This is a genomic window from Permianibacter fluminis (assembly GCF_013179735.1).
Classification (GTDB): Bacteria; Pseudomonadota; Gammaproteobacteria; order Enterobacterales; family Permianibacteraceae; genus Permianibacter; species Permianibacter fluminis.
This window is the reverse complement of sequence record NZ_JABMEG010000001.1, coordinates 2,938,694-2,960,451: the sequence shown is the minus strand read 5'-3', so window position 1 is coordinate 2,960,451 and position 21,758 is coordinate 2,938,694. Positions and strand designations below refer to the sequence as shown.

19 protein-coding genes, 4 tRNA genes and 1 pseudogene are annotated in these 21,758 nt (G+C 57.5%); 12 read left to right on the top strand and 12 right to left on the bottom strand.

Annotated elements, in window-relative coordinates; translation table 11 throughout:
- Positions 1 to 75: 75 nt before the first annotated feature.
- Both hemN and fnr read left to right on the top strand, forming a co-directional pair.
- Positions 76 to 1,482, top strand: a complete 1,407-nt coding sequence (hemN, locus tag HPT27_RS12820; RefSeq protein WP_172244035.1) for an oxygen-independent coproporphyrinogen III oxidase — start codon at positions 76 to 78, stop codon at positions 1,480 to 1,482.
- A 123-nt stretch (positions 1,483 to 1,605) separates the two neighbouring features.
- Positions 1,606 to 2,349: a fumarate/nitrate reduction transcriptional regulator Fnr gene (fnr, locus tag HPT27_RS12815; RefSeq protein ID WP_172244032.1), complete on the top strand. Its 744-nt coding sequence runs from the start codon at positions 1,606 to 1,608 to the stop codon at positions 2,347 to 2,349.
- A gap of 138 nt (positions 2,350 to 2,487) precedes the next feature.
- On the opposite strand, the gene HPT27_RS12810 is transcribed toward fnr, so the two are convergent.
- From HPT27_RS12810 to HPT27_RS12795, 4 genes are all read right to left on the bottom strand, one after another.
- On the bottom strand, positions 2,488 to 3,078 hold the full coding sequence (locus tag HPT27_RS12810) for an SCO family protein (RefSeq protein WP_172244029.1): 591 nt from the start codon (positions 3,076 to 3,078) through the stop codon (positions 2,488 to 2,490).
- On the bottom strand, positions 3,075 to 3,872 hold the full coding sequence (locus HPT27_RS12805) for a formylglycine-generating enzyme family protein (RefSeq protein ID WP_172244026.1): 798 nt from the start codon (positions 3,870 to 3,872) through the stop codon (positions 3,075 to 3,077). The genes HPT27_RS12810 and HPT27_RS12805 overlap by 4 nt, the downstream gene beginning before the upstream one ends.
- A 114-nt stretch (positions 3,873 to 3,986) precedes the next feature.
- The gene (nirK, locus tag HPT27_RS12800) at positions 3,987 to 5,402 is read right to left on the bottom strand and encodes a copper-containing nitrite reductase (RefSeq protein ID WP_172244023.1); all 1,416 of its coding nucleotides are present in this window, start codon (positions 5,400 to 5,402) and stop codon (positions 3,987 to 3,989) included.
- A gap of 215 nt (positions 5,403 to 5,617) precedes the next feature.
- Entirely contained in the window at positions 5,618 to 6,070 is a 453-nt protein-coding gene (locus HPT27_RS12795; protein WP_172244020.1) for an Rrf2 family transcriptional regulator, read from the bottom strand.
- A 223-nt stretch (positions 6,071 to 6,293) separates the two neighbouring features.
- On the opposite strand from HPT27_RS12795, the gene HPT27_RS12790 reads away from it, so the two are divergent.
- From HPT27_RS12790 to HPT27_RS12750, 9 genes are all read left to right on the top strand, one after another.
- Positions 6,294 to 8,579: a nitric-oxide reductase large subunit gene (locus HPT27_RS12790; protein WP_172244017.1), complete on the top strand. Its 2,286-nt coding sequence runs from the start codon at positions 6,294 to 6,296 to the stop codon at positions 8,577 to 8,579.
- A gap of 184 nt (positions 8,580 to 8,763) precedes the next feature.
- Entirely contained in the window at positions 8,764 to 9,957 is a 1,194-nt protein-coding gene (locus HPT27_RS12785) for an NnrS family protein (protein ID WP_172244014.1), read from the top strand.
- Positions 9,958 to 10,213: 256 nt separating this feature from the next.
- Positions 10,214 to 10,705 carry a hemerythrin domain-containing protein gene (locus tag HPT27_RS12780; protein WP_172244011.1) on the top strand — a complete coding sequence of 164 codons (492 nt, stop codon included), beginning with the start codon at positions 10,214 to 10,216 and terminating at the stop codon, positions 10,703 to 10,705.
- A gap of 376 nt (positions 10,706 to 11,081) precedes the next feature.
- Entirely contained in the window at positions 11,082 to 13,118 is a 2,037-nt protein-coding gene (locus tag HPT27_RS12775; protein ID WP_172244008.1) for a ribonucleoside triphosphate reductase, read from the top strand.
- Positions 13,119 to 13,181: 63 nt separating this feature from the next.
- On the top strand, positions 13,182 to 13,358 hold the full coding sequence (gene nrdD, locus HPT27_RS12770; RefSeq protein WP_172244005.1) for an anaerobic ribonucleoside-triphosphate reductase: 177 nt from the start codon (positions 13,182 to 13,184) through the stop codon (positions 13,356 to 13,358).
- 79 nt (positions 13,359 to 13,437) lie between these two features.
- On the top strand, positions 13,438 to 14,145 hold the full coding sequence (locus tag HPT27_RS12765) for an anaerobic ribonucleoside-triphosphate reductase activating protein (RefSeq protein WP_211197951.1): 708 nt from the start codon (positions 13,438 to 13,440) through the stop codon (positions 14,143 to 14,145).
- 177 nt (positions 14,146 to 14,322) lie between these two features.
- Positions 14,323 to 16,146 (top strand): thiamine pyrophosphate-binding protein, encoded by a 1,824-nt coding sequence (locus HPT27_RS12760; RefSeq protein WP_211197950.1) that lies wholly within the window; start codon positions 14,323 to 14,325, stop codon positions 16,144 to 16,146.
- Positions 16,147 to 16,176: 30 nt separating this feature from the next.
- Positions 16,177 to 17,175 (top strand): ubiquinone anaerobic biosynthesis protein UbiU, encoded by a 999-nt coding sequence (gene ubiU / locus HPT27_RS12755; protein ID WP_172243999.1) that lies wholly within the window; start codon positions 16,177 to 16,179, stop codon positions 17,173 to 17,175.
- A gap of 25 nt (positions 17,176 to 17,200) precedes the next feature.
- Positions 17,201 to 18,094 (top strand): U32 family peptidase, encoded by an 894-nt coding sequence (locus HPT27_RS12750; RefSeq protein ID WP_172245354.1) that lies wholly within the window; start codon positions 17,201 to 17,203, stop codon positions 18,092 to 18,094.
- A 119-nt stretch (positions 18,095 to 18,213) separates the two neighbouring features.
- On the opposite strand, the gene ubiT is transcribed toward HPT27_RS12750, so the two are convergent.
- The 3 genes and pseudogenes from ubiT to HPT27_RS19340 form a co-directional block, all read right to left on the bottom strand.
- Positions 18,214 to 18,693, bottom strand: a complete 480-nt coding sequence (gene ubiT / locus HPT27_RS12745; RefSeq protein ID WP_172243996.1) for a ubiquinone anaerobic biosynthesis accessory factor UbiT — start codon at positions 18,691 to 18,693, stop codon at positions 18,214 to 18,216.
- 46 nt (positions 18,694 to 18,739) lie between these two features.
- Positions 18,740 to 19,168 (bottom strand): putative zinc-binding protein, encoded by a 429-nt coding sequence (locus HPT27_RS19345; protein WP_172245352.1) that lies wholly within the window; start codon positions 19,166 to 19,168, stop codon positions 18,740 to 18,742.
- Positions 19,169 to 19,429 (bottom strand): annotated as a pseudogene (locus tag HPT27_RS19340) (chorismate mutase); the annotation flags it as partial.
- Between the two features lie 186 nt (positions 19,430 to 19,615).
- On the opposite strand from HPT27_RS19340, the gene HPT27_RS12730 reads away from it, so the two are divergent.
- Entirely contained in the window at positions 19,616 to 20,146 is a 531-nt protein-coding gene (locus HPT27_RS12730; protein WP_235951037.1) for a DUF2799 domain-containing protein, read from the top strand.
- A gap of 19 nt (positions 20,147 to 20,165) precedes the next feature.
- Here HPT27_RS12730 and HPT27_RS12725 read toward each other — a convergent pair.
- The 5 genes from HPT27_RS12725 to pgsA all read right to left on the bottom strand — a co-directional run bounded on the left by HPT27_RS12725 (position 20,166) and on the right by pgsA (position 21,588).
- Positions 20,166 to 20,256 (bottom strand) — tRNA-Leu (locus HPT27_RS12725).
- Between the two features lie 242 nt (positions 20,257 to 20,498).
- Positions 20,499 to 20,574 (bottom strand) — tRNA-Gly (locus tag HPT27_RS12720).
- 84 nt (positions 20,575 to 20,658) lie between these two features.
- A tRNA-Cys gene (locus tag HPT27_RS12715) sits at positions 20,659 to 20,732 on the bottom strand.
- 133 nt (positions 20,733 to 20,865) lie between these two features.
- A tRNA-Gly gene (locus HPT27_RS12710) sits at positions 20,866 to 20,941 on the bottom strand.
- Between the two features lie 86 nt (positions 20,942 to 21,027).
- Complete coding sequence (pgsA, locus tag HPT27_RS12705) at positions 21,028 to 21,588, bottom strand: CDP-diacylglycerol--glycerol-3-phosphate 3-phosphatidyltransferase (protein WP_172243990.1); 561 nt, start codon at positions 21,586 to 21,588, stop codon at positions 21,028 to 21,030.
- Positions 21,589 to 21,758 lie beyond the last annotated feature (170 nt).

Sequence of the window (21,758 nt, the reverse complement as noted above, 5' to 3'; positions counted from 1 at the left end):
TGCTGCAAACAGGGTGCTGCGCGGATAGTTTCCGCGCCAGTGCCTGCCGCAGCGATGGCCACCGGAGCCAGGCTCATGTCACTGATACTCAATTTCCCTATCCAGCAGGTACCGACCGCAATCAATCGCGACCTGATCTCGCGTTACAACCTCAGCGGTCCGCGCTATACCTCGTACCCGACCGCGCTGCAATTCCGTGACGACTTCACCGTCGCGGATTATCAGGATGCGTTGGCCCGGTTGAAGCCGGAAACACCGCTGTCGTTGTATTTGCACATGCCGTTCTGTGCCACTCTCTGCTATTACTGCGCCTGCAACAAGATTGTCACCAAGGATCGCAGCAAGAGCGGCACCTATATCGAATACCTGAAACGGGAAATTGCCTTGCATGCGAAGACGCTGGGTCGCAAGCCAAAGGTCAAGCAGATGCATTGGGGTGGTGGTACGCCGACTTTCCTGAGTCATCCGGAAATGGCGGCTGTGGTCAAAACGCTGCATCAGCATTTTGATTTTGCCCCACGTGACGAAGGCGAATATGCCATCGAGATCGATCCGCGCTCGATTCAATCCGATACCCTGGCGTTCTTGGCCAGTCTCGGCTTCAACCGCATCAGCCTCGGTGTACAGGACTTTGATGAGCGGGTGCAACGGGCAGTCAATCGCATCCAGTCATTTGAGCAAACCGAGCAAGCAGTGCTGCAATCGCGGGCCAATGGCTTCCGCTCGCTGAACATCGATCTGATTTACGGCTTGCCGTTCCAGACCGAAGAAAGTTTCCGCCATACGCTGGAACGGGTGCTGGAACTGAATCCGGATCGGTTGTCGATTTTCAATTACGCTCATTTGCCCACCCATTTCAAACCGCAGCAGGCGATTCCCACCTATGCCCTGCCAAGTCCGGAAGAAAAGCTGCGCATCATGGAATACACGGTCGGTTTTCTGACCCGGTCAGGTTACGCCCATATCGGCATGGATCATTTCGCCAAGCCGGACGACGAACTGGCCATTGCCCAGCGCGAAGGCAAACTGCAACGCAATTTCCAGGGCTACTCCACCCACGGTGACTGTGAGCTGCTGAGCCTGGGCGTCTCTGCCATTAGTCAGATCAGCGACAGCTATTTCCAGAACGTCAAGGATCTGGACAGCTATTACGCCATGCTCGATCAACACAAACTGCCGCTGTGGCGCGGGGTCAAACTGGATGAGGATGATCGCATCCGCCGCGCGGTGATCATGCAGCTGATCTGTCACTTCCATCTGGAGTTCGCCAAGATTGAAAGCGGCTTTGGTATTGTCTTCCGCGACTACTTCAAGCGTGAGTTGGAGCGGCTGCAAGAGTTTGTTGATGACGGATTGTTACTGGTGCATGACGAAGGCATGGAGGTGACCCCGCTCGGCCGCTTGCTGATTCGCAATATCTGCACGACCTTTGACCGCTACCTGTCCGATATGGCAGAAGGGCGCTTCTCCCGCCTGATTTAAGACGGACCAGCTATGAAAACGACTGTTGGATGGCCAACAGTCGAGCTTTCCCTACAAGCTTTCATTGAACTGGTACCGGCACTGCCCTATGCTTGTCACCAGTCCCTTTCAGGAGCATGACGCATGCGCATCAATGAAGTGGCAAGTCCTATGCCAAAAATTTCTTGCCAGCAATGCAGCATCAGTCAGCTTTGCCTGCCGGTCAGCTTGGCCGAAGCCGAAGTCGAACACCTCGACAGCATCATCAAGCGCAACCGTCCCTTGCAGCGCGGCGAGCATATGTTTCGCGCTGGCGATTCCTTTCAGTCGTTGTATGCCATTCGCAGTGGCAGCTTGAAGACCTATACCGTCTCGCCGGATGGCGAAGAGCAAATCACCGGCTTTCATCTGGCCGGTGAAGTGATTGGCCTTGATGCGGTCTACAAGCAATCGCACCCGAGTTTTGCCATGGCGCTGGAAACCACCATGGTGTGCGAGCTGCCGTTTGAGCAACTGGAAGAATTGTCCGGCAGCATCCCCGGGCTGCGTCAGCAGCTGCTGAAAGTGATGAGTCGGGAAATTCTTGAAGATCAGGAACTCTTGCTGCTGCTGAACAAAAAAAATGCCGAAGAGCGGCTGGCTGCCTTTCTGATTAACCTGTCCACCCGTTACGCCCGTCGCGGCCGTTCGGCACAGCGCTTTCTGCTGCCAATGACCCGCGGTGACATCGGTAATTATCTTGGCCTGACCATTGAAACGGTCAGTCGTTTGTTTACCCGTTATCAAAAAGCTGAATTGATCCAGGCCCAAGGCAAGGAAGTCAGTATTCTCGACATGAAGACCATGAGCGAGATGGCGGGCATCAACTGTACCGTGCATTCTGACTAAACGCCGCCCCACTGCGTGGCATGAACAAGAGACCGGCTTCGCGCCGGTCTTTTTGTTTCTCCATGACCGCCGCGGCACACTTTGCCGCTGCAAAGCCAAACGATGGCGATGGCAATTTTGCGGTGAATGTTTTCCGGTTCAGTGCCGCAGCTGTTGGCGGATGGCGGTCATCACCGCATCCAGACCGCCAGCGCCGAGCCGCTGATGAATCAATCGGCCGGATCCGTCCAACACGCTGATGGTGTTCGAGTGAACAATCTCCTCGCCTTCCTGCCGATAACGGATATTGAACAGCATAGCCAACTCGCGGGTGTCGTCATCGTTGCCGCGCATGAACTGCCAATGTTCGGTATCGAGCTTGTGGGTTTGCATGAAAGCCAGCATGGTCTCGGGCAGGTCGCGTTCCGGATCCAGTGAAATCAGCGTGAAGTGAACTTGCTGACGCTCGGTATCCGTCAGCATGGCTTCCACGCGCTGCAGATCCGCGACAATGACCGGACACATGCTGACGCAATGGGTATAGACAAACGCGACCAGCTGGACCTTGCCTTGTAGCGTCGGCAGCAGCACCGACTGATTATTCATGTCCTGCCAGTGCGTTTCACTGTGATAAAGCGAGTCGGTCGGTAGCGCACCGCTCGATGCGGCGGCCGATGTTGTGGCTGCAGTGGCGCCGGAAGCAATGCCGCAAACCAGCAAACTGGCCAGGGCGAGTGTGCGAAGTTTCATGGTGTGGTCTCGATGGCGTTAAGTGAGGACGGACTGTAAGCGCAGCGAAAGCCAAGGTTGGCGACCGTATAGCGCCCCTGCAAGGACGAGCGCAGCGCGTACCGCATGAAAGCTGCGTATTGACTCGGATCCGCGCTCCCAGCGGCAGCCGAACCACAGAAGAATTGATTGTCGAGTGCGCTATCGCCGCGCGATTCGCCGGTGGTCATCGAGGCGCTGAAATCCTGGGTCCATTCCCAAATCAGGCCATGCAGATCATGTACGCCAAAAGCATTCGCAGCGCGTTGGCCAGCGGCCGGCATGAATGCCGGCGTTGTCGCGGAATACCAGCCAAGAATCAATTTTTCATCTGCTTGCGGATCAACACTGCCAGCGCTGGCCACATATTCCCACTCAGCTGTGGTTGGCAAACGACCACCTTGCGCTTGGCAATAGGCTTTGGCAGCAAACCAGGACACATTGGTGACCGGCGCCTGCAATTCTTCCGGCCGCGGCGCTGCCACGGTGGTGGCATTTTTTTGCCAGTGTTGCAGATAGTGTTCATCAGCAAACAGCGGATTGATCCGCTCTGGCTGCCAGCGCACCGCTTTGCTGACAAACGTCGCAAACTGTTGATTACTGACCGGCAAACGGTCCAGCTGAAAACCGGCGACTTGCTGTTTTGCAGCGGTGGCGCTGGCAAACAGCGGCCGGTATTCGCCGGCCGGAATGCTGACCCGCTCGGCCGCCAGCAACGCTCCAGTACAGAGCGCCGCCAGCAGCGCGATGATCCTGCGCAGATCGGTATGGGTCATGATGTGGTCTCGGCAGCGAGGTTTCAGCAAAACAGGTGTCAATAAAACTGGTATCAGTAAGATTCGCTTCATGAGAACGCGACCGGTGGCCGTTGCCACCGGTCGCCTGTGGTTTTAGTGAGCTTCCGCAGCGGGTTTACTGGTGGCGCGCACTTTGGCCACATCTTCCACGGTCACGCTGCCGCCTTTGTTACCCCAGCTGTTCAGGATGTAGTTGACGACGTTGGCAGTCGACTCGTCATCCAGTTTGATGGCGGGCATCGCACCGACGAAAGTCTTGCCGTTCACTTCAATCGCACCTTGACGACCATTCAGGACGATACCCACCGCACGCAGCTTGTCTTTCAGCAGAAAGTCAGACTTGGCCAGTGGCGGGAACGCGGCCGGAATGCCCTCGCCGTTCGGTTGGTGACAGGCGGCACAGTTTTGATCAAACACGCGCTGACCCATGGCGATTTGCTCGTTCAGGTTTTTCGCAGTGACTTTCTTGACCGGCTCGGACAGGGTCTGCACCGCGCCACCTTCCGGCAGATAGACCGTATCGGATTGTTTGCCGGAGTAAATTTCCTTGTCTTCCGGGCCGCTGACTTTCAGCATGCCGAGCGCGCCTTTGTTGAACGCGCGGAAGATTGAGTGGTCGACCATGATAAAGGTGCCCGGCACTTCCAGTTTGAAGTCGACAATCGCCGCGCTGCCAGCGGCCAGCAATTCGGTTTCGACGTTGCTGTTGGTCGCGGTGCCGCCTTCGATAAAGACGCGATCGAAAATTTCGCCGATCACGTGAAAACTGGAGATCAGGTTCGGGCCGCCGTTACCGACAAAAAGGCGAACCGTTTCACCGACATTGGCAGTGATTGCCTTGTCGCCGGTCAGCGCACCCACCGAGCCGTTGAAGACGACATAATCCGGTTGTTCCTTGATCGCTTTTTCCATGTCGAACGGTTGCAGACCGGCTTCACCGTAAGCGCCCTTGGTGTAGAAGTCGCCCTGCATCACGTAAAACTCTTTGTCCACTTTCGGCAGACCGGCGCGCGGTTCCACCAGAATCAGACCGTACATGCCATTGGCGATGTGCATGCCCACCGGTGCGGTTGCGCAGTGATAGACATAGAGGCCGGGATTGAGTGCCTTGAAACTGAATTGCGAGCTGTGTCCCGGTGCGGTGAACGAGGATGCCGCGCCGCCACCGGGACCGGTGACCGCATGCAAGTCGATGTTGTGCGGCATTTTGCTGGACGGGTGATTCGACAGATGGAATTCGACTTCGTCGCCTTCCTTGATACGGATGAAACTGCCGGGCACGTTGCCGCCAAAGGTCCAGAAGGTGTAATCGACACCATCGGCCATGCGCTTGACCACTTCCTTGGTCTCCAGCTTGACCACGACTTTGGCATTGTTGGTGCGGGTGATCGGTGCCGGCACTTGCGGTGCTTCGGTCAGCACGGCGTTTTCTACCGGCAGCTCAGCGGCAGCAAATGCGCTCCAGAGCATCGGTAGGGCCAACAGGGCATGAGGCAGGGTGCGACGCATGTCAGACTCCTTGAGCGAGGTAAATTGAACCATCGCCGCCAGTGTCTGCCCCGGCCGTCGTGGCCGAATTGATCATTGTCAATAACATGCATTTATTGTGAATCTATTGTGCGGAGCAGCAAGGGGGCATTGCCGTGGTTCTGCCGCGATTTTCCCTCGAACGCTGCCGCAGCAAACCTTGACCAAGATCGGTCCACGCCTTGCCCCGGGCGCAATCAAGAAGCGGCCGGGCCGTCTTCCAACTGCAGCAAACTGAGCAAAGGACCCCGCTGTTTGCCGAGAAAATCGGCCAACGTGTAGCTATCCAACACTTTCAGAAAGGCCTGCAGCGCCTCATACAGCGCCCGTTTCAGGTCGCACGCCGGGGTGATCACGCAATGGTTACCGGGCCCGAAACATTCCACCAGGATCAGGTCGGGTTCGATTTTCCGGACCACGTCGCCAACCCGGATCTCGCCGGCCGGCAGCGCCAGCCGGATGCCGCCGCCTTTGCCGCGGACGCCCTCGACAAAGCCTTCCTGAACCAGCTGGTTGACCACTTTCATCAAGTGGCTGCGCGAAATGGCGTAGCGCTCGGCAATCTCGCCGATGGTTGCCAGCCGGTCCGGCTGCAAGCCCAGGTAAATCAGGACCCGCAAGGCGTAATCGGTGTACTGGGTAATGCGCATTGCAACCGCTCCTCTGGGTCAACCTGCTCTGCCGTTTGACCTGCCTCAAGGCTTGTGCATTTAAAGATACATCTGTATTGCATCTTTTAAAAGATTCATTTAGTCTGAATCTTAACTTCCAATGCCCTCATTCTCGGGCCGGAAGCCAAGGCTCTGTTGCCAAAGGCGCAAATGCCAAAGGCCCTGTTCAAAAGGTCCATCAAACCTGCTCGGGAGCTCCCGTATGCAAAACATTAAACGACTTGGGCTGTACTTCGCCCTGATGTTCCTGGTCAGCTTCGGCGTGCTGATCTACCTCGGTGGCGAGATTTACCGCGAAGCGCCGCCAATGCCGGAACGTGTTGTCACTAGTGCCGGCGAAACCCTCTACACCCGTGCCGATCTCGACCTCGGTCGTCAGGTCTGGCAGACCGTCGGTGGCCAGCAGCTCGGCTCCATCTGGGGCCACGGCGGCTATGTCGCACCGGACTGGTCGGCCGACTGGCTGCACCGTGAAGCCAGCACCTTGCTCGACATCTGGGCCAAGGCCGAATACGGCAGCGACTTCGGCGCGCTCGGCGTGGGTGCCCAAGGCGCGTTGAAAGCCCGGCTGGTCGAGGCCATGCGCACGAACACTTACGATGCGACCAACGGCACCATCACGGTGTCAGCGGAGCGCGCGCAGGCGATCAAGTTGGTCGCAGCGCACTACGTCGATCTGTTCGGCGATGCTCCGGCGCTGGAAAAACTGCGCGAGCAATACGCCATCCGCAACAACGCCGTGCCGAATGCCGATTACCGGCAGGCGATGACGGCGTTCTTCTTCTGGACCGCCTGGTCGGCCGGCACCAACCGACCGAATGACGACATCAGTTATACCAGCAACTGGCCACACGAACCTTTGATCGACAACAAGCCGAGCTCAGGTACAGTGCTCTGGTCGATTGGCAGCGTGATCCTGTTGATTGCCGGTGTCGGTCTGCTGGTTTGGCATCACGGCAAGTCCAAGCATGAAGAGTCTTTGACGGTGCCAAGCAGTGATCCGCTCGGGGGTTTGAAGCCGACTGCCTCGATGCGTGCCACCGGCAAATATTTTCTGACCGTTGCCGCGCTGTTTGTCGGACAGATCACACTCGGTGGCATCACCGCGCACTACGCCGTTGAAGGCCATTCGTTCTATGGCTTCCAACTCGCCGACATCCTGCCCTACTCGCTGGTGCGCACTTGGCATACCCAGCTCGGCATTTTCTGGATTGCCACCGCGTGGCTCGCCACTGGCTTGTACATTGCGCCAGCGCTGTCGGGACATGAGCCGAAATATCAGAAATGGGGCGTCAATGCGTTGTTCGGCGCCTTGCTGATTGTCGTGGTCGGCTCGTTTGTCGGTGAATGGTTTGGCGTGATGCAAAAACTGCATCCGGACATGAACTTCTGGTTCGGTCATCAAGGCTATGAATACGTCGATCTGGGCCGGTTCTGGCAGATCCTGTTGTTCATCGGTTTGATGTTCTGGCTGTTCCTGGTCGGTCGCGCGCTGTGGCCGGCGTTGAAGGAAAAGTCGGAACAACGTCCGTTGATCGGCCTCGTTTTCCTGTCGACTGTTGCGATTGGTTTGTTCTACGGCGCCGGCCTGACCTGGGGCAAGCATACCCATCTCGCGATGATTGAATACTTCCGCTGGTGGGTTGTCCATCTGTGGGTTGAAGGCTTCTTTGAAGTGTTCGCCACGGCTGTAATCTCGCTGATCTTTGTCCGGCTCGGTTTGGTGCGGGCAAAGACGGCCAGCAGCGCAGTGCTGTTTGCCACCACCGTGTTCCTGTTCGGCGGCATTCTCGGCACCTTGCATCACCTGTACTTCACCGGTGCGCCGACGTCCATCATCGCGGTTGGCGCCATGTTCAGTGCACTGGAAGTCGTGCCATTGGCGCTGGTGGGATTTGAAGCCTATGAAACCTATCGTCACACCCAAGCCGCACCATGGGTTGCCAAGTATCGCTGGCCGATTCTGTTCTTTGTTGCGGTCGCGTTCTGGAATCTGGTCGGTGCCGGTTTGCTCGGCTTCTTCATCAACCCGCCGATTTCGCTGTACTACATTCAGGGCCTGAATTCGACGGCCGCACACGGTCACGCTGCGCTGTTTGGTGTCTACGGCATGCTCGGTATCGGCCTGATGCTGTTCTGTCTGCGCGGTTTGGCTGGCAGCATCGAGTGGAATGAGAAAGCGTTGAAAGCCTGCTTCTGGCTGCTCAATCTCGGCTTGGTTGGCATGGTTTTCATGACCCTGGTTCCTGCCGGCATCTATCAGGCTGTCGCCAGCATCGACGTCGGCTACTGGTATGCCCGTTCGCCGGATGTGATTCATTCCTCGGTCATGGAAACGCTGGTCTGGTTGCGAGTGCCCGGTGATATCGTGTTCTCGCTTGGCGCATTTACCTTGATCGCATTTGTTGCCTCGCTGGCCTGGAAGGCGCGGGCTCGTCGCGCGGCAGCGGTGGCGTCAGCAGGCGCTGCGCTTGGCAACGAAAGCTGAAGCCGTTGATTGAACCAGACAGTGCGTGGCACGCCAAATTTTCGGCTTGCCACGCACTGTTCTTGCTAGTGTGGAGATTGCCATGAGCCATTCGGGTTCGAATCCTTCCGGGGTGAATCGCTCCCCTATGCCGCCTTCTGAAGGGCCACCTTCTGGTGCGTCTCGTTCCGATACCGCCCGATCCGTGTTCATTCCGCTCGCCAGCATCCACGATGCCAGCGCGCCGCGTTATCCGGCTTGGCTCGCGCTCGGCTTTCGCCCATTTTATCTGCTTGCTGCAGCCTGGATGATTGTCGCGTTGCCGGTCTGGCTGGTGATGTTTGGTCACGGCGCAGTCATGGCCAGTCACCTGCAAGGCGTCAACTGGCATGCCCATGAAATGGTGTTCGGTTTCACTCCTGCGGTCATCACCGGCTTTTTATTTACTGCCGTCAAGAACTGGACCGGACAACCGACACCGCGCGGCTTGCCGCTGCTGGTCATCGCTGGTGTCTGGCTGCTGGCGCGGGTGCTGCTGCTGACCTCGCTCAGCAAGCTTGGCATGATTTTCGATATCGCCTTTTTTGTTCTGGCAGCAGTCGGCATTGCCATTCCGTTGCTGCGTTCCGGCAATCGTCGCAATGTCTTCTTCATCGGTTTGCTGCTGTTGCTCGGCAGCTTGTCGGCTTTGCATCACTACGCCGCGCTGAGCAGCGCACCGGTGCTGCGCACGGATCAGGTGGTGCAACTGGCCTTGACCATCATTGCCGTGATTATTACCGTGATTACCGGTCGGGTGATCCCGATGTTCACCAGCAATGCCGTTGCCGGTGCGCCGGTGAAAAAATTGCCGCATCTGGAGCAGGCCGCTGTTGTCAGCGTGATCGCCGTTGGTCTGGTGGTCGCGTTGTTCTCATCCAGCCCGGTCACTCCTCTGGTTTGCATTGTGGCCGCAGCGATTCACCTGTGGCGTTGGTGGCTCTGGGCGCCGCACTGGACTCTAGGTAAACCGATTCTCTGGATCTTGCATGGCAGTTACCTCTGGTTGCCAATCTCATTTCTGCTGCGTGCGTCAGCAAGCTGGCAACCGATGAACGCCCTGCTCGCCACTCATGCACTGACGCTGGGCCTCATCACCGGCCTCTGCCTCGGCATGATGACGCGCACCGCTCGCGGTCACACCGGTCGCGCCTTGCAAGTAGGCCGCGCGGAAACGACAGCCTATGTTTTGATCGTGCTGGCCGCCGTGCTCCGGGTGTTGTTGCCGCTGCTGTTGCCATCGCACTACCGGCTCTGGGCCAGCCTGTCAGGTTTGCTTGCCATTGCCGCATTCGCGATCTATTTCGCAATCTATCTGCCGTGGCTGTGTCAGCCGCGTGCCGATGGCCGACCTGACTGATCGACTGTGGCGGGACGGCATTGGCGGTTCGCCAAAAAACAGAGCCGGTAATGCCTGATCGACAAAAGCCGGGTCGGCTCAGCTGGTACAGCCGACTCAGTCATTGCGGCTGCGACGGCTCGCTTGACCGTCTCGATGAATCCAGAACTCTCTACAGACCAAAGCGTTGATATTGCGCAAGCTGGAGTCATCTGGCTGAGTTCACACTGATTCCCGTTGTGCTGCATTGAGCAGGCCAGAAATGGACTATCCAGCGATGAACGGTCTCGGGGAGCTCACCGACATGAAAGATTTGCTGAGTTGGTTACATCGGGATCATCACGCCGTGTTGCAGTTGTCGAAGTGGTTGTCAGATTGTGGCAAACCGCAGCTGGATGCCGGTTGCTGTTCGGTGCTGCGCCGATTGCAGCGCCATCTTGATGCCCATCTCAGCATCGAGGATGAAGTCCTGTTTCCCGTGCTGGAGCGCCAACAAAAGCAGCTGCCGATCGTCCGGATGCGTTCCGAACACCGTCAGCTCCGGCATGCGCTCGGCTTGCTGGCCGGTTCCCTGGTCAATCGCGATTGGACCCGTTTCAATTTCGAAGCCACCCAGCTTTGGCAGGATCTGCAGCGGCTGGAAATGTATGAGCAGGAACACCTGTATCCGATGGTCATGTCCGGTCTGTCAGAAATGGAGTTGAACCGGATTTGGCAGGATGCCTTGTCGATTCGGAAGCGTGCTGGCCTGATGTTTTTGGCCGCCTGAGTGCTTGCTGTGGGGTTAACCAGACGCTGTTTGATTTTTGTCAGGCCAACACGTCTGTACCGACTAACCGATAGCCGTTCTGATCAAACTGCTGCTGCCACTTTCTGATCACGACAGTTGTTGTGGTTTATGTGTTGGCCCGATTTATGTTCTGCCCTGATTTCTGAGCGGTTGCCGTTTCGCTCGCACGTTTACCGACCTCGCTGTGCCCTGTCTTCGTCCCGCTCCTTTCTGTTTTGACGCGTTGTTCCCCATTCCTGCCAACCCCATCGATTGTTGATCGCGGTCAAGCTCGCTAGGGCGAACCTGGTCGTAAGCTCCCTCCACAACATCTAGTGTCGAAATTGATTTCGACACACAACAGGGAGCCTCTGCAATGGAGCAAACCGTAAACCGTCCGACCGCACTGCCCCGTGTCATCCGCAAGCGCTCTGGTGAGCTGGTCGGCTTCGCCGCGGAGCGGATTCAGCAGGCATTGACCAAGGCCGGACGCGTGACCGGCGAATTTGATGAGAGCCGGGCAAACACGCTGACTGAGGCTGTGCTGAAAGTCATCAACCACCGCTACGGCAGTGGTGATATCCCGACCGTAGAGCAAGTGCAGGACATCGTCGAGCAGGTGTTAATCGGCAATGACTTTGTCGCCACTGCCCGCGCCTACATCGTCTATCGCGAACAACGCGCGCGTCTGCGCGCCGACCGACGCACCGTGATCGAGGTCGAGAAATCGATCAATGAATACCTGACCCGCAATGACTGGCGGGTCAATGCCAACGCCAATCAGGGCTATTCGCTCGGTGGTTTGATCCTGAACACCGCCGGCAAGGTCATTGCCAATTACTGGCTCAACCATGTTTATCCGCCTGAGATCGGTATCGCCCACCGGGAAGCGGATCTGCATGTGCATGATCTCGACATGCTGTCCGGCTATTGCGCCGGCTGGTCATTGCGAACGCTGCTGCAGGAAGGTCTCAATGGTGTGCCCGGCAAAGTCGAAGCCGCGCCACCGAAACACATGTCGAGTGCGGTCGGCCAGATCGTCAATTTTCTCGGCACGCTGCAAAACGAATGGGCCGGCGCCCAGGCGTTCTCATCATTCGATACCTACATGGCCGCCTTCGTCCGCAAGGACAACATGAGCTACGAGGCGATCAAACAATGTATTCAGGAGTTGATCTACAACCTGAACGTGCCATCGCGCTGGGGTACACAGACGCCGTTCACCAACCTGACCTTTGACTGGGTTTGCCCGGAAGACCTGCGCGATCAGATTCCGGTGATCGGCGGTGAAGAAATGCCGTTCAGCTACGGCGATCTGAAACCGGAAATGGATCTGATCAACCGGGCCTATATCGAGATCATGACCAAGGGCGATGCCAAGGGACGGGTCTTCACCTTCCCGATCCCGACCTACAACATCACCGAAGATTTTGACTGGGACTCTGAAAACGCCACGTTGCTGTTTGAAATGACTGCCAAGTACGGCCTGCCCTACTTCCAGAACTTCATCAATTCCGACATGAAACCGAACCAGATCCGCTCGATGTGTTGCCGCCTGCAACTGGATCTGCGCGAGCTGTTGAAGCGCGGCAACGGCCTGTTCGGCTCCGCGGAACAAACCGGTTCGGTCGGCGTGGTCACTATCAACTGCGCCCGCCTGGGCTACCTCTACAAGGGTGATGAAGCGGCATTGCTGGCCCGGCTGGATGAGCTGATGGAACTGGCGCGGGAGTCGCTTGAAATCAAGCGCAAGGTGATTCAGCAATTCATCGACATGGGATTGTATCCCTACACCAAGCGCTACCTCGGCACACTGCGCAATCACTTCTCGACCATTGGCGTCAACGGCATCAACGAAATGATCCGCAATTTCACTGGCGATGCCTATGACATCACCCACGATGACGGGCATCAGCTGGCCATCCGCTTGCTGGACCATGTCCGCGCCAAGATGACCGATTTTCAGGAACAGACCGGCAACCTGTACAACCTCGAAGCTACGCCCGCCGAAGGCACCACCTACCGCTTCGCCAAGGAAGATCAGAAGCGTTTTCCGGAAATCCTCCAGGCCGGTTCCCGGCAGTCGCCCTACTACACCAATTCCTCGCAGTTGCCGGTCGGCTTCACTGATGATGCCTTCGAAGCCTTGATCCGGCAGGATGCGCTGCAATGCAAATACACCGGTGGCACCGTGTTGCATTTGTACATGAGTGAGAAGATTTCCTCGGCCGAGGCCTGCAAAAAACTGGTCAAGCGCTCGCTGGAAAACTTCCGGCTGCCCTATATCACCATTACGCCAACCTTCTCCATTTGCCCGAAACACGGCTATCTGGCTGGCGAGCATGAATTCTGCCCGAAATGCGATGAAGCATTGCTGCAGAAAAAGCGCAACGAATCGGCCTGCTGCAATTGATGGCAAGGCCAGATCGCTGCCGTGGTATCGCAAAGACGTTGACCGTAATCGCAAGGAGACAATATGACAACTGCAGAAGCCAGCCGCACGGATCTGAATTCGGAAGAACGCACCCGCTGTGAAGTCTGGACCCGGGTGATGGGCTATCACCGCCCGGTTGCCGAGTTCAATGTCGGCAAGAAAAGTGAGCACCGTGAACGTAAACATTTCGTTGAAAAGCACTGTGGCCATTACAGCTGATGGCTGGGCCCCCTCGTCTAGCGAGGGGGCTTCTTCTGCGTCAGCTGTCATTGTCGAAACTGCCACTGCGCCGACGGCCGTGCACAAATCCGCTGACCAGCTTCGCATCGGTGGCTATACGCCGCTGACGACCATTGATTACCCGGGTGAGCTGGCCGCGGTGATTTTTTGTCAGGGCTGCCCATGGCGCTGCGCGTATTGCCAGAATGAGCATCTGCTCGATGCCGGCGCCGCCACGCCCTATCAATGGCCGGACATCCGTCGGCATCTGGAGCAGCGGCGTGGTTTGCTCGATGCGGTGGTCCTGAGCGGCGGCGAACCGACTGCGCAGGCGGCCTGCCTGCAAGTGGCGGCCGAACTGAAAGTGCTCGGCTTCAAAATCGGTTTGCATACCGGCGGTGCCTATCCTGATCGGCTGCGCCAGTTGTTGCCGCTCTGTGACTGGGTCGGTCTGGATCTGAAGACCGTTCCGGAACACTACGATTTGCTGACTGTGACGCCCGGCTCCGGTGCCCGTGCCTGGCAAAGTCTGCAGCATGTGCTGTCGCTCGGCATCCGTTATGAAGTGCGCACCACGGTACATTGGCATTTATTGTCGGCGCAGCGTTTGCTCAATCTTGCCGAGCAGCTGCGCTACCGTGGTGTCCAACATTGGGCCGTGCAACTCTGCCATACCGATCAGGGGTATTCCCGGCGATTGCCGAGCAACGTCTGGACTGACAGTGATCGACAGTTTGTCCTGCAGCAGATTGCGCCGCAGTTTGCACACTTTGAACTGCGTGAATAAGCCGGCCGCCGGTGTCGTCTCATGGCACGGCACTTCACAGCATGGTACTTCGCAGCAAGGAACTTCGCAGCACGATACCGCATCGCACAGCACGGCACCGAGTTGACCCGAGTCAAGATCCGCAATCGGATGGCATCGGACAATGCGGTCATTCGATTGCCTGTCGGAAGCAACGTCATGCCCGCCTGTCGCTATGAAGACAATTTCGGCGAAGCCTATCAGCAACAACTGCCTGCACTGGGTGAGGCCATGGTGGCCATCCTGCGTCATTTTGGCGCGGATTGTGTTTACGGTGTCGGTGGCGATTTTGCTGCCAACCTGATTGCCGCCTTTGACAGCAAGCTGGATGTGTTGCCCTCCAGCAATGAAATGCATGCAGCGTTTTGCGCCTGTGCCGGTGCGGAAATTACTGGCATCGGTGTCTGCCTGACAACGTACACGGTTGGCAGTTTGCCGTGCATGTCAGCGGCGGCACTGGCCAAGACCGAGAGCCTTCCGGTCATTTTCCTGTCGGGCGCGCCTGGCGAAGCGGAAGTGCACCGCAATGCCATTCACCATACGGTGCATCCGAGTGGTGCCTGGTGCGCGGACTATGATGCCGCCCTGCGTGCGTTTGCCGGGCTCGGTATCCGGGCCGAACGGTTGCAAGGTGCCCGCCACCCCGGTCAGCCCAATGTCGCGGCGTATCACTTTTATGAACTGGTGCGACATGCCTGGTTAAAGCGCGAACCGGTATTCATCGAAGTGCCGCGCGATTTGGTATTCACCAAAACTCAGGCGCTGGCACTACCGGCCAATTGCAATGAGCAGCTGAACAGTCCGATGCTCTTCTCCGGTGCCCCAGTCATTGCCACGACCATCGCCGAGAAACTGCAGCAGGCGCAGGCTCCACTGATTTATGTTGGCGAGCAAGTCAAACTCAACTCCGCCTTGCGCCAGCAGATTCAAACGCTTTGCCAGCGTCACCACATCCCCTATGCCACCAGCTGGTTCGCCAAGGGCTTGTTCGATGACTATGACCCGCTCTGCCTAGGTGGTTACAACGGCATCTTCACTGCGGCCGAGCGCCGGCGTTACATCGAGTCTGCTGTCGATTACGTGCTCGATATCGGCACCAGTATTTTCACTCAGGATACCGGTCACGCCTTTCAGACCGGCACGCACCGCATTGAGCAGATCGAAAACCGCACCGTGGTCAAGAGCACGCTGGCGCGCGAGCAGGACTTGCTGACGCTGATTGAACAAGTGCTGTACTTGCTGCCAGCGACCTATAATGCGCCAGCACTGCAGTCGACAGCGTCCAGTCAAAGCACGGCACCGGTTGAGCTCGCCGAGCAGGCGCCACTTGAGTTCAACAATCTGGCTGCGGTATTGAATTCGCTGCAGGCATCGGACGAGCGGGCCTATATCTATGTGCCCGAGGTGGGTAACTCGTTCTTTGCCAGTTGTGGTTTGCAAACCCGCGCCAGCCAGTTGGGCCGCAGCTGGCTGACCAATCCCTGGTATGCCGCGATGGGCACCAGCCTGCCCTACGCTCGGGTTGCCAGCGAACGGGTGCAAGCCATGCAGGCCTCCGATCGGGTGGTATTGCTGACCGGAGATGGCGGCTTTCATTTTCAACTCAATGAACTGATCCATTTCCAGAAACAGCAGCTACCGCTGATCATCGTCTACATGCGCAACAATATCTTTGAACTCGGAAAATCTGGTGATGGTCCGATTTACCACTGCTCCGACGCCGAGTTTGATGTCCAGATGCTGGTGCGTGCCTACGGTGGCACCGCCTATTCCTGTGCGACCGTCGGCGAGTTTCGGCGCCATTTTCAGCAGGCGGTTAACCGTTATCACGGTATCACGTTGCTTGAAGTGCCATGCCGATCAGGCAGCGAGTTCCAGAGTCCGGAAATACGCCTGCTGAATCTGTTTATCCGTTCCCGTAACGGCGATGCCGACGCAATCAAGCAATGGGCCATGTTGGGGTCCCCGCAACACGCCCAATAGTCCAGTCCATTCAGCGCGAGAATTCAGACGATGGAATTGGTTTGTCCTGCCGGAAACTTGCCGTCACTAAAGGTGGCGGTTGAGCATGGTGCCGATGCGATTTACGTTGGTTTTCGTGATGACACCAATGCCCGTCATTTCGCCGGCCTGAATTTCACCGAAGCCGAATTGCAGCAAGCCGTGGCGCTGGTGCAGCGCCATCAGCGGCGCCTGTTCATTGCCATCAACACCTACGCCCAGGCCGGCGGCTGGTCACGCTGGCAGCGCGCGGTCGATCAGGCCGCTGCACTCGGTGTCGATGCGCTGATCGCCGCCGATATCGCTGTGCTGGAATATGCCGCTGCTCGCCACCCCTCGTTGCCGCTGCATCTGTCCGTGCAGGCATCGGCAACCAGTCACGTCAGTCTGCAGTTCTATCACCGGCACTTTGGCATCAATCGAGCCGTCTTGCCGCGCGTGCTATCGCTGGCGCAGGTTCGTGCCGTTTCCGAGCAAGCGCCCTGTGCCATCGAGGTGTTCGGTTTTGGTTCCCTTTGCATCATGGCCGAAGGCCGTTGCCAACTTTCATCTTATGTGACTGGTGAGGCACCAAACACCTGCGGGGCCTGCTCACCAGCTCGCTTCGTTCGCTGGCAGGAACACGGCAACGGCGTGCTGGAATCGCGACTCAATGAGCGCTTGATTGATCGCTTTGCACCGGGCGAACGGGCCGGTTACCCGACTTTGTGCAAAGGCCGTTTCGTGGTCAACGGCAAGCGCTATCACGCGCTGGAAGAGCCAGTTAGTCTGAATACTCTGGAGCTGTTACCTGTGCTGAACAAGATGGGTATTTCGGCAATCAAAATCGAGGGCCGTCAGCGCAGCCCTGCCTATGTCGCGCAAGTGGCCCGGATCTGGCGCGCGGCAATCGATGCGGCAAAAAAAGCACCTGATGACTTCATCCCTGAGCAGCACTGGCAGCAAAGTCTGGCGGAGTTGTCGGAAGGTACGCAAACCACCTTTGGCGCCTATCACCGTACCTGGCAATGAGGATTTCATGAGTCATATCCCTGCCCTGCAAATCAGCCTCGGCCCGGTGCTGTATTACTGGGACAAACCGCAGCTGCAGTCGTTTTACGCGGCGGTTGCCGACCTGCCGTTGACTACGGTCTATTTGGGTGAGGTGGTGTGCAGCAAACGTCGCAGCCTGCGCTGGGGCGAATGGCTGGAGCTCGCCGGGCAACTGAGCGCTGCCGGTAAGCAGGTTGTGATGTCGACCTTGACGTTGATTGAAGCGCAATCCGAATTGAGCAGCGTCGAGCGTGCCTGTCACAACGGAGAATTCCTCGTTGAAGCCAATGACATGGCCGCCGTGCAATTTTGCAGTGAGCGCGGCCTGCCGTTTGTCAGCGGTCCGCACATCAATCTGTACAACGGCCGCGCACTGCGATTTCTACAGAAACAAGGCTTGTGCCGCTGGCTGCTGCCACTGGAGCTGTCGCGCGAACAGTTGCAGCAGATTCAGCAGGAAGCGCAAGCGCTGAGTCAGGAAGCGCTGCCCGAACTGGAGGTGTTTGGCCATGGCCTGATGCCGCTGGCGCATTCCGCGCGTTGCTTCACGGCGCGCCACCACAACCTGCCGAAAGACCGCTGCGAATTTCGCTGCCTTGCAGACCCGGATGGTCTGCCGGTCTACAGTCAGGACGGTGAAGCGCTGTTTACCTTAAACGGTATTCAAACCCAATCGGCGCGTTGTCTGGATTTGCGTGCCAGCTGGCAAGACATGCAGCAACGCGGCGTAAGCGCGTTTCGCTTCAGCCCCACCTCAACTGGCTGCCTGCAACGGATACGCGACTTTGCTGCCAGCATGAAGGCACAAACCTCGCCTGATCAGAACGCAGGTGGCACTGACGATTGCAATGGCTATTGGTTTGGCAAGCCGGGCATGATTCATGTCGCGGAAGTTTGATCGGCTGATTTTGATCGGCTGCGCTTGGCACTGATCAAGTTCCGCAGTGGCTGGCTTAGCAATATGCCTGTCGAGACACCTAGCAAAATTCGAAACAAAATTCCAAACAGTAAAACGAACTACATGCCAAGCGGCTTGCGTAACCACACCGGTAGCTGGTCGCGATCGACGGTATCGAGAAAATTCTTCACGGACAATGCCAACTCGGTATCCCCCTGCATGACCAGTTTGCGCTGAAAAAACAAGGTATCCGGATCGCAGTCCTGGCGTAGCAAACTCAGAAACGCAGCCAGATCGCCACGGATGCTGGCATCAGTCGGACCCTGTCTTGTTGAGACCAATAGCGTTGGGGGTGATTGCGCCGGGGTCGATTGTATTGGAGCCGATAGCTCCGATGGAGTACGGCTGATGCGGATGGGATAAGCAAATTCACGACAGTCAATCGCCAACCAGCGGCCCTGCAATTCAGCCAGTGCATTGGCCGCCAATGCCGGCGCCAATACCCGATTCAACACGGTACCGACCACCTGCTGCACCAGCAGCGGTGGCAGCAGTTGCGTCAGCACGGGCAGCGCCTGTTCGATATGTCTTGCGGACACTGGTGCCTCTTTGTGTCAATTCATGGCCGGCTCGGCCCCTGCGCGATCATGTCGTGGCTTCACTCTCATCGGTTGCTGGTTTCAGCATGGCGATGAGCTGCTGTTTGGCGAGCAGCATTTCATCGGCGTGATAATGCTGATGCAGTCGTTTGCCGATGCCCAGCTTGCTGAGCACAAGGTGTTGCTCCGGCGAGATGCCGTGGCGCTGCAGGCATTTGCGAACACAGTGCCGCGAGCAGCCATCGATCGCCAGTATCGGACGGCCGGTGCTTGCCGTCTTGACCAAAGCCGGCACATCGCCACCGACCCCAGCAATGCAGGACATTTCCGCGACCTGTTCACGGTCCAGCGCCAACGCCAGATCATTCGCCAATTGCGCGGAGCTTGAGCAGCCGGAGCAGCTGTAAACCAGCGGCAGGACTGTCGCGGTCGGGCCGGAGGTGGTTTCCGTCCGCTGCTGGCGTTGTACCGCCATGGCGTGATGGGCAATGTGTTCAAACAGTTTGACGGCAAATTCGCGACTCAAGCCCAGACTGACGGCCTGCTCGCCTCGCTGCGTGAGCATGGGCAGCAAACGCTCGTATGCTGGGATTGCCGCTGCGCTGGCTTTCAATGGCCCGATTTGCCGAACCAGCGCGAACCGCTCAACCAGCAGCGCGAGTAGCTGTTGGTCCAGCTGATCGATACGCTGTCGCAATGCACGTAGCGGCTCGGGGTCGGGATGATGGGTCGTCATGTCGATATGGTAAAGACGGCCAACACGGCGGTAGTTGATCCGCATCAGTTCAGGTGAATGCCGCAACTCTCAGGCAACGGCCTATCGGGTTCCCATTTCGGTTCTGCTACATTGGCAGCCGCCGCCGGCGACCATTACTGATGTCCTCGCCGGCCAATCACATGGAGCGTTCTTATCGTGAAGCGTATGTTCTGTCTAGGCCTGTTGCTGCTGCTCGCCCTGTCCGGTTGCGCGACATTGTCGGAAACTGACTGCCGTAGCGGCGACTGGTATGGCGTCGGTCTGCAGGATGGCGAAAATGGCCAAAGCTTGTCGCGCCTGAGTGAGCATCGCGAGGCGTGTTCAGAGTTTGGGATCAACATTGATGGCGAACGTTACCGGCAAGGTCGAGATCAGGGCCTGCTGAAATACTGCACGCCAGAAAATGGCGCTCGCGTTGGTCGCAGTGGCGGCAGCTACGGCAATGTGTGCCCGGCGGGTCTCGACGCCGAGTTTCTGCGCCAGTACCGGTTTGGCTACAAGATTTTTGAAGTCGAGCAAGCGCTCGAACAGATCGACAGTCGCATTGCCGCGATAGACAGTGAATTGGCGCAAAAAGATTTAAGCGATGACAAGCGTCGTCAGCTGCGTCGCGAACGTGATGATCTGGAAGATGAACACGATGACCGCGAGCGTGAATTGCGGGTTCTGGATGCGGTGGATTTGCTGCGGCGTTAACGAAAGCAAATGAAGGAGATGGTGCCCGGGACCGGAATCGAACCGGTATACCGCTATGAGGCGGTGACGGATTTTAAGTCCGTTGCGTCTACCTATTTCGCCACCCGGGCACGCGCAGGCATGATAATCAGGCCATCTGATTGCGGCAATCACTAACGCAATTTTGTCGGGAAACTTACCGCAATCACCGAGAGGTCTGGATGCCGGCGATTGCTCTGTCGGTGTTACGTCACGATTGGTTTGAACCAGCCGTTGCGCACAGACCACGCGGACAACATTGGCAATGCCAACCACAGAAAGCACAAAGCCCCGATCAACGGGGCTTTGTGTCGGCATCGTTCGATGCTGAATTTGGAGCGGGAAACGAGACTCGAACTCGCGACCCCGACCTTGGCAAGGTCGTGCTCTACCAACTGAGCTATTCCCGCAAACTGCTTGGTCATTCGGCTTTCATCTGTATTGCTACAGCATAGCGCCGGGTACTGCTGAAAACCGGATTTTGTTGAAAAACATGGAGGCGGAGGTCGGAATCGAACCGGCGTACACGGATTTGCAGTCCGCTGCATGACCACTCTGCCACCCCGCCGTGGCACGCTATGTTTCCAACTTTACTGCCGTACTCAAATAAAAAACCCCGGCGTGGACTTGTGCTGCATTCGTCTCGGTGCCGAGGTTTCTGCCAGTAGCGTCGGCCAACAGCCGGCAACTACCGAAAATTCTGGAGCGGGAAACGAGACTCGAACTCGCGACCCCGACCTTGGCAAGGTCGTGCTCTACCAACTGAGCTATTCCCGCAATGCGGGGCGCATTTTACTGGTTGCCGGTCCCCTGTCAAGCGAAGTTACAGGGATTTTTTCCGGCTGGTTAAAGCATAAACAGCTTTATTTTCCAGCATTTGCGCGCAGTGTTGGCCAAGCCGCGCGCAGGTAGACAAACATCGACCACAGGGTGAAAACCACCGCGACATCCAATAACACATGGCCGACCCGCACCCACCAGTGATCCCAGCCCGGCGGATTGGCCAGCAGGATAACAATGGCCAGCATCTGGCACGCTGTCTTTATTTTGCCAATCATCGAGACTTTGACCATTGCCCGATTGCCGAGCTCGGCCATCCATTCCCGCAGCGCCGAAATGGTGATTTCCCGCGAAATGATCACATAGGCCGGCACTGCCAGCCAGGGGCTGGCATGGCGTTCGACCAGCATGACCAGAGCCACGGCAACCATCAATTTGTCGGCGACTGGGTCCAGAAACGCGCCGAGCGGCGAGGTCTGGCCCAGTTTGCGGGCAATGTAACCATCGAGCCAGTCGGTGGCGCTGGCCAAGGCGAAAATCGAGGCGGTCAGCAGGTAATGCCATTGCCAGGGCAGGTAAAAGCAGATGACGAACGCCGGGATCAGCGCAATGCGCAACAGCGTCAGGATGTTCGGGATGGTCATACAGGTCCGTATTTCTGGGCCGGCTCGCTGCATCCGCAAGCACGACTTGTAGTGCTATTCAGTATGCCAGTTCAAGCCCGGTTTTGCTCGGGAAAGGCTGGCAATCCTGTGGTTCGTCGGCGCGGCCTGCTGTCTGTTATGGCGTGGTTAGCTGTTGGCAGCAGCGTGAG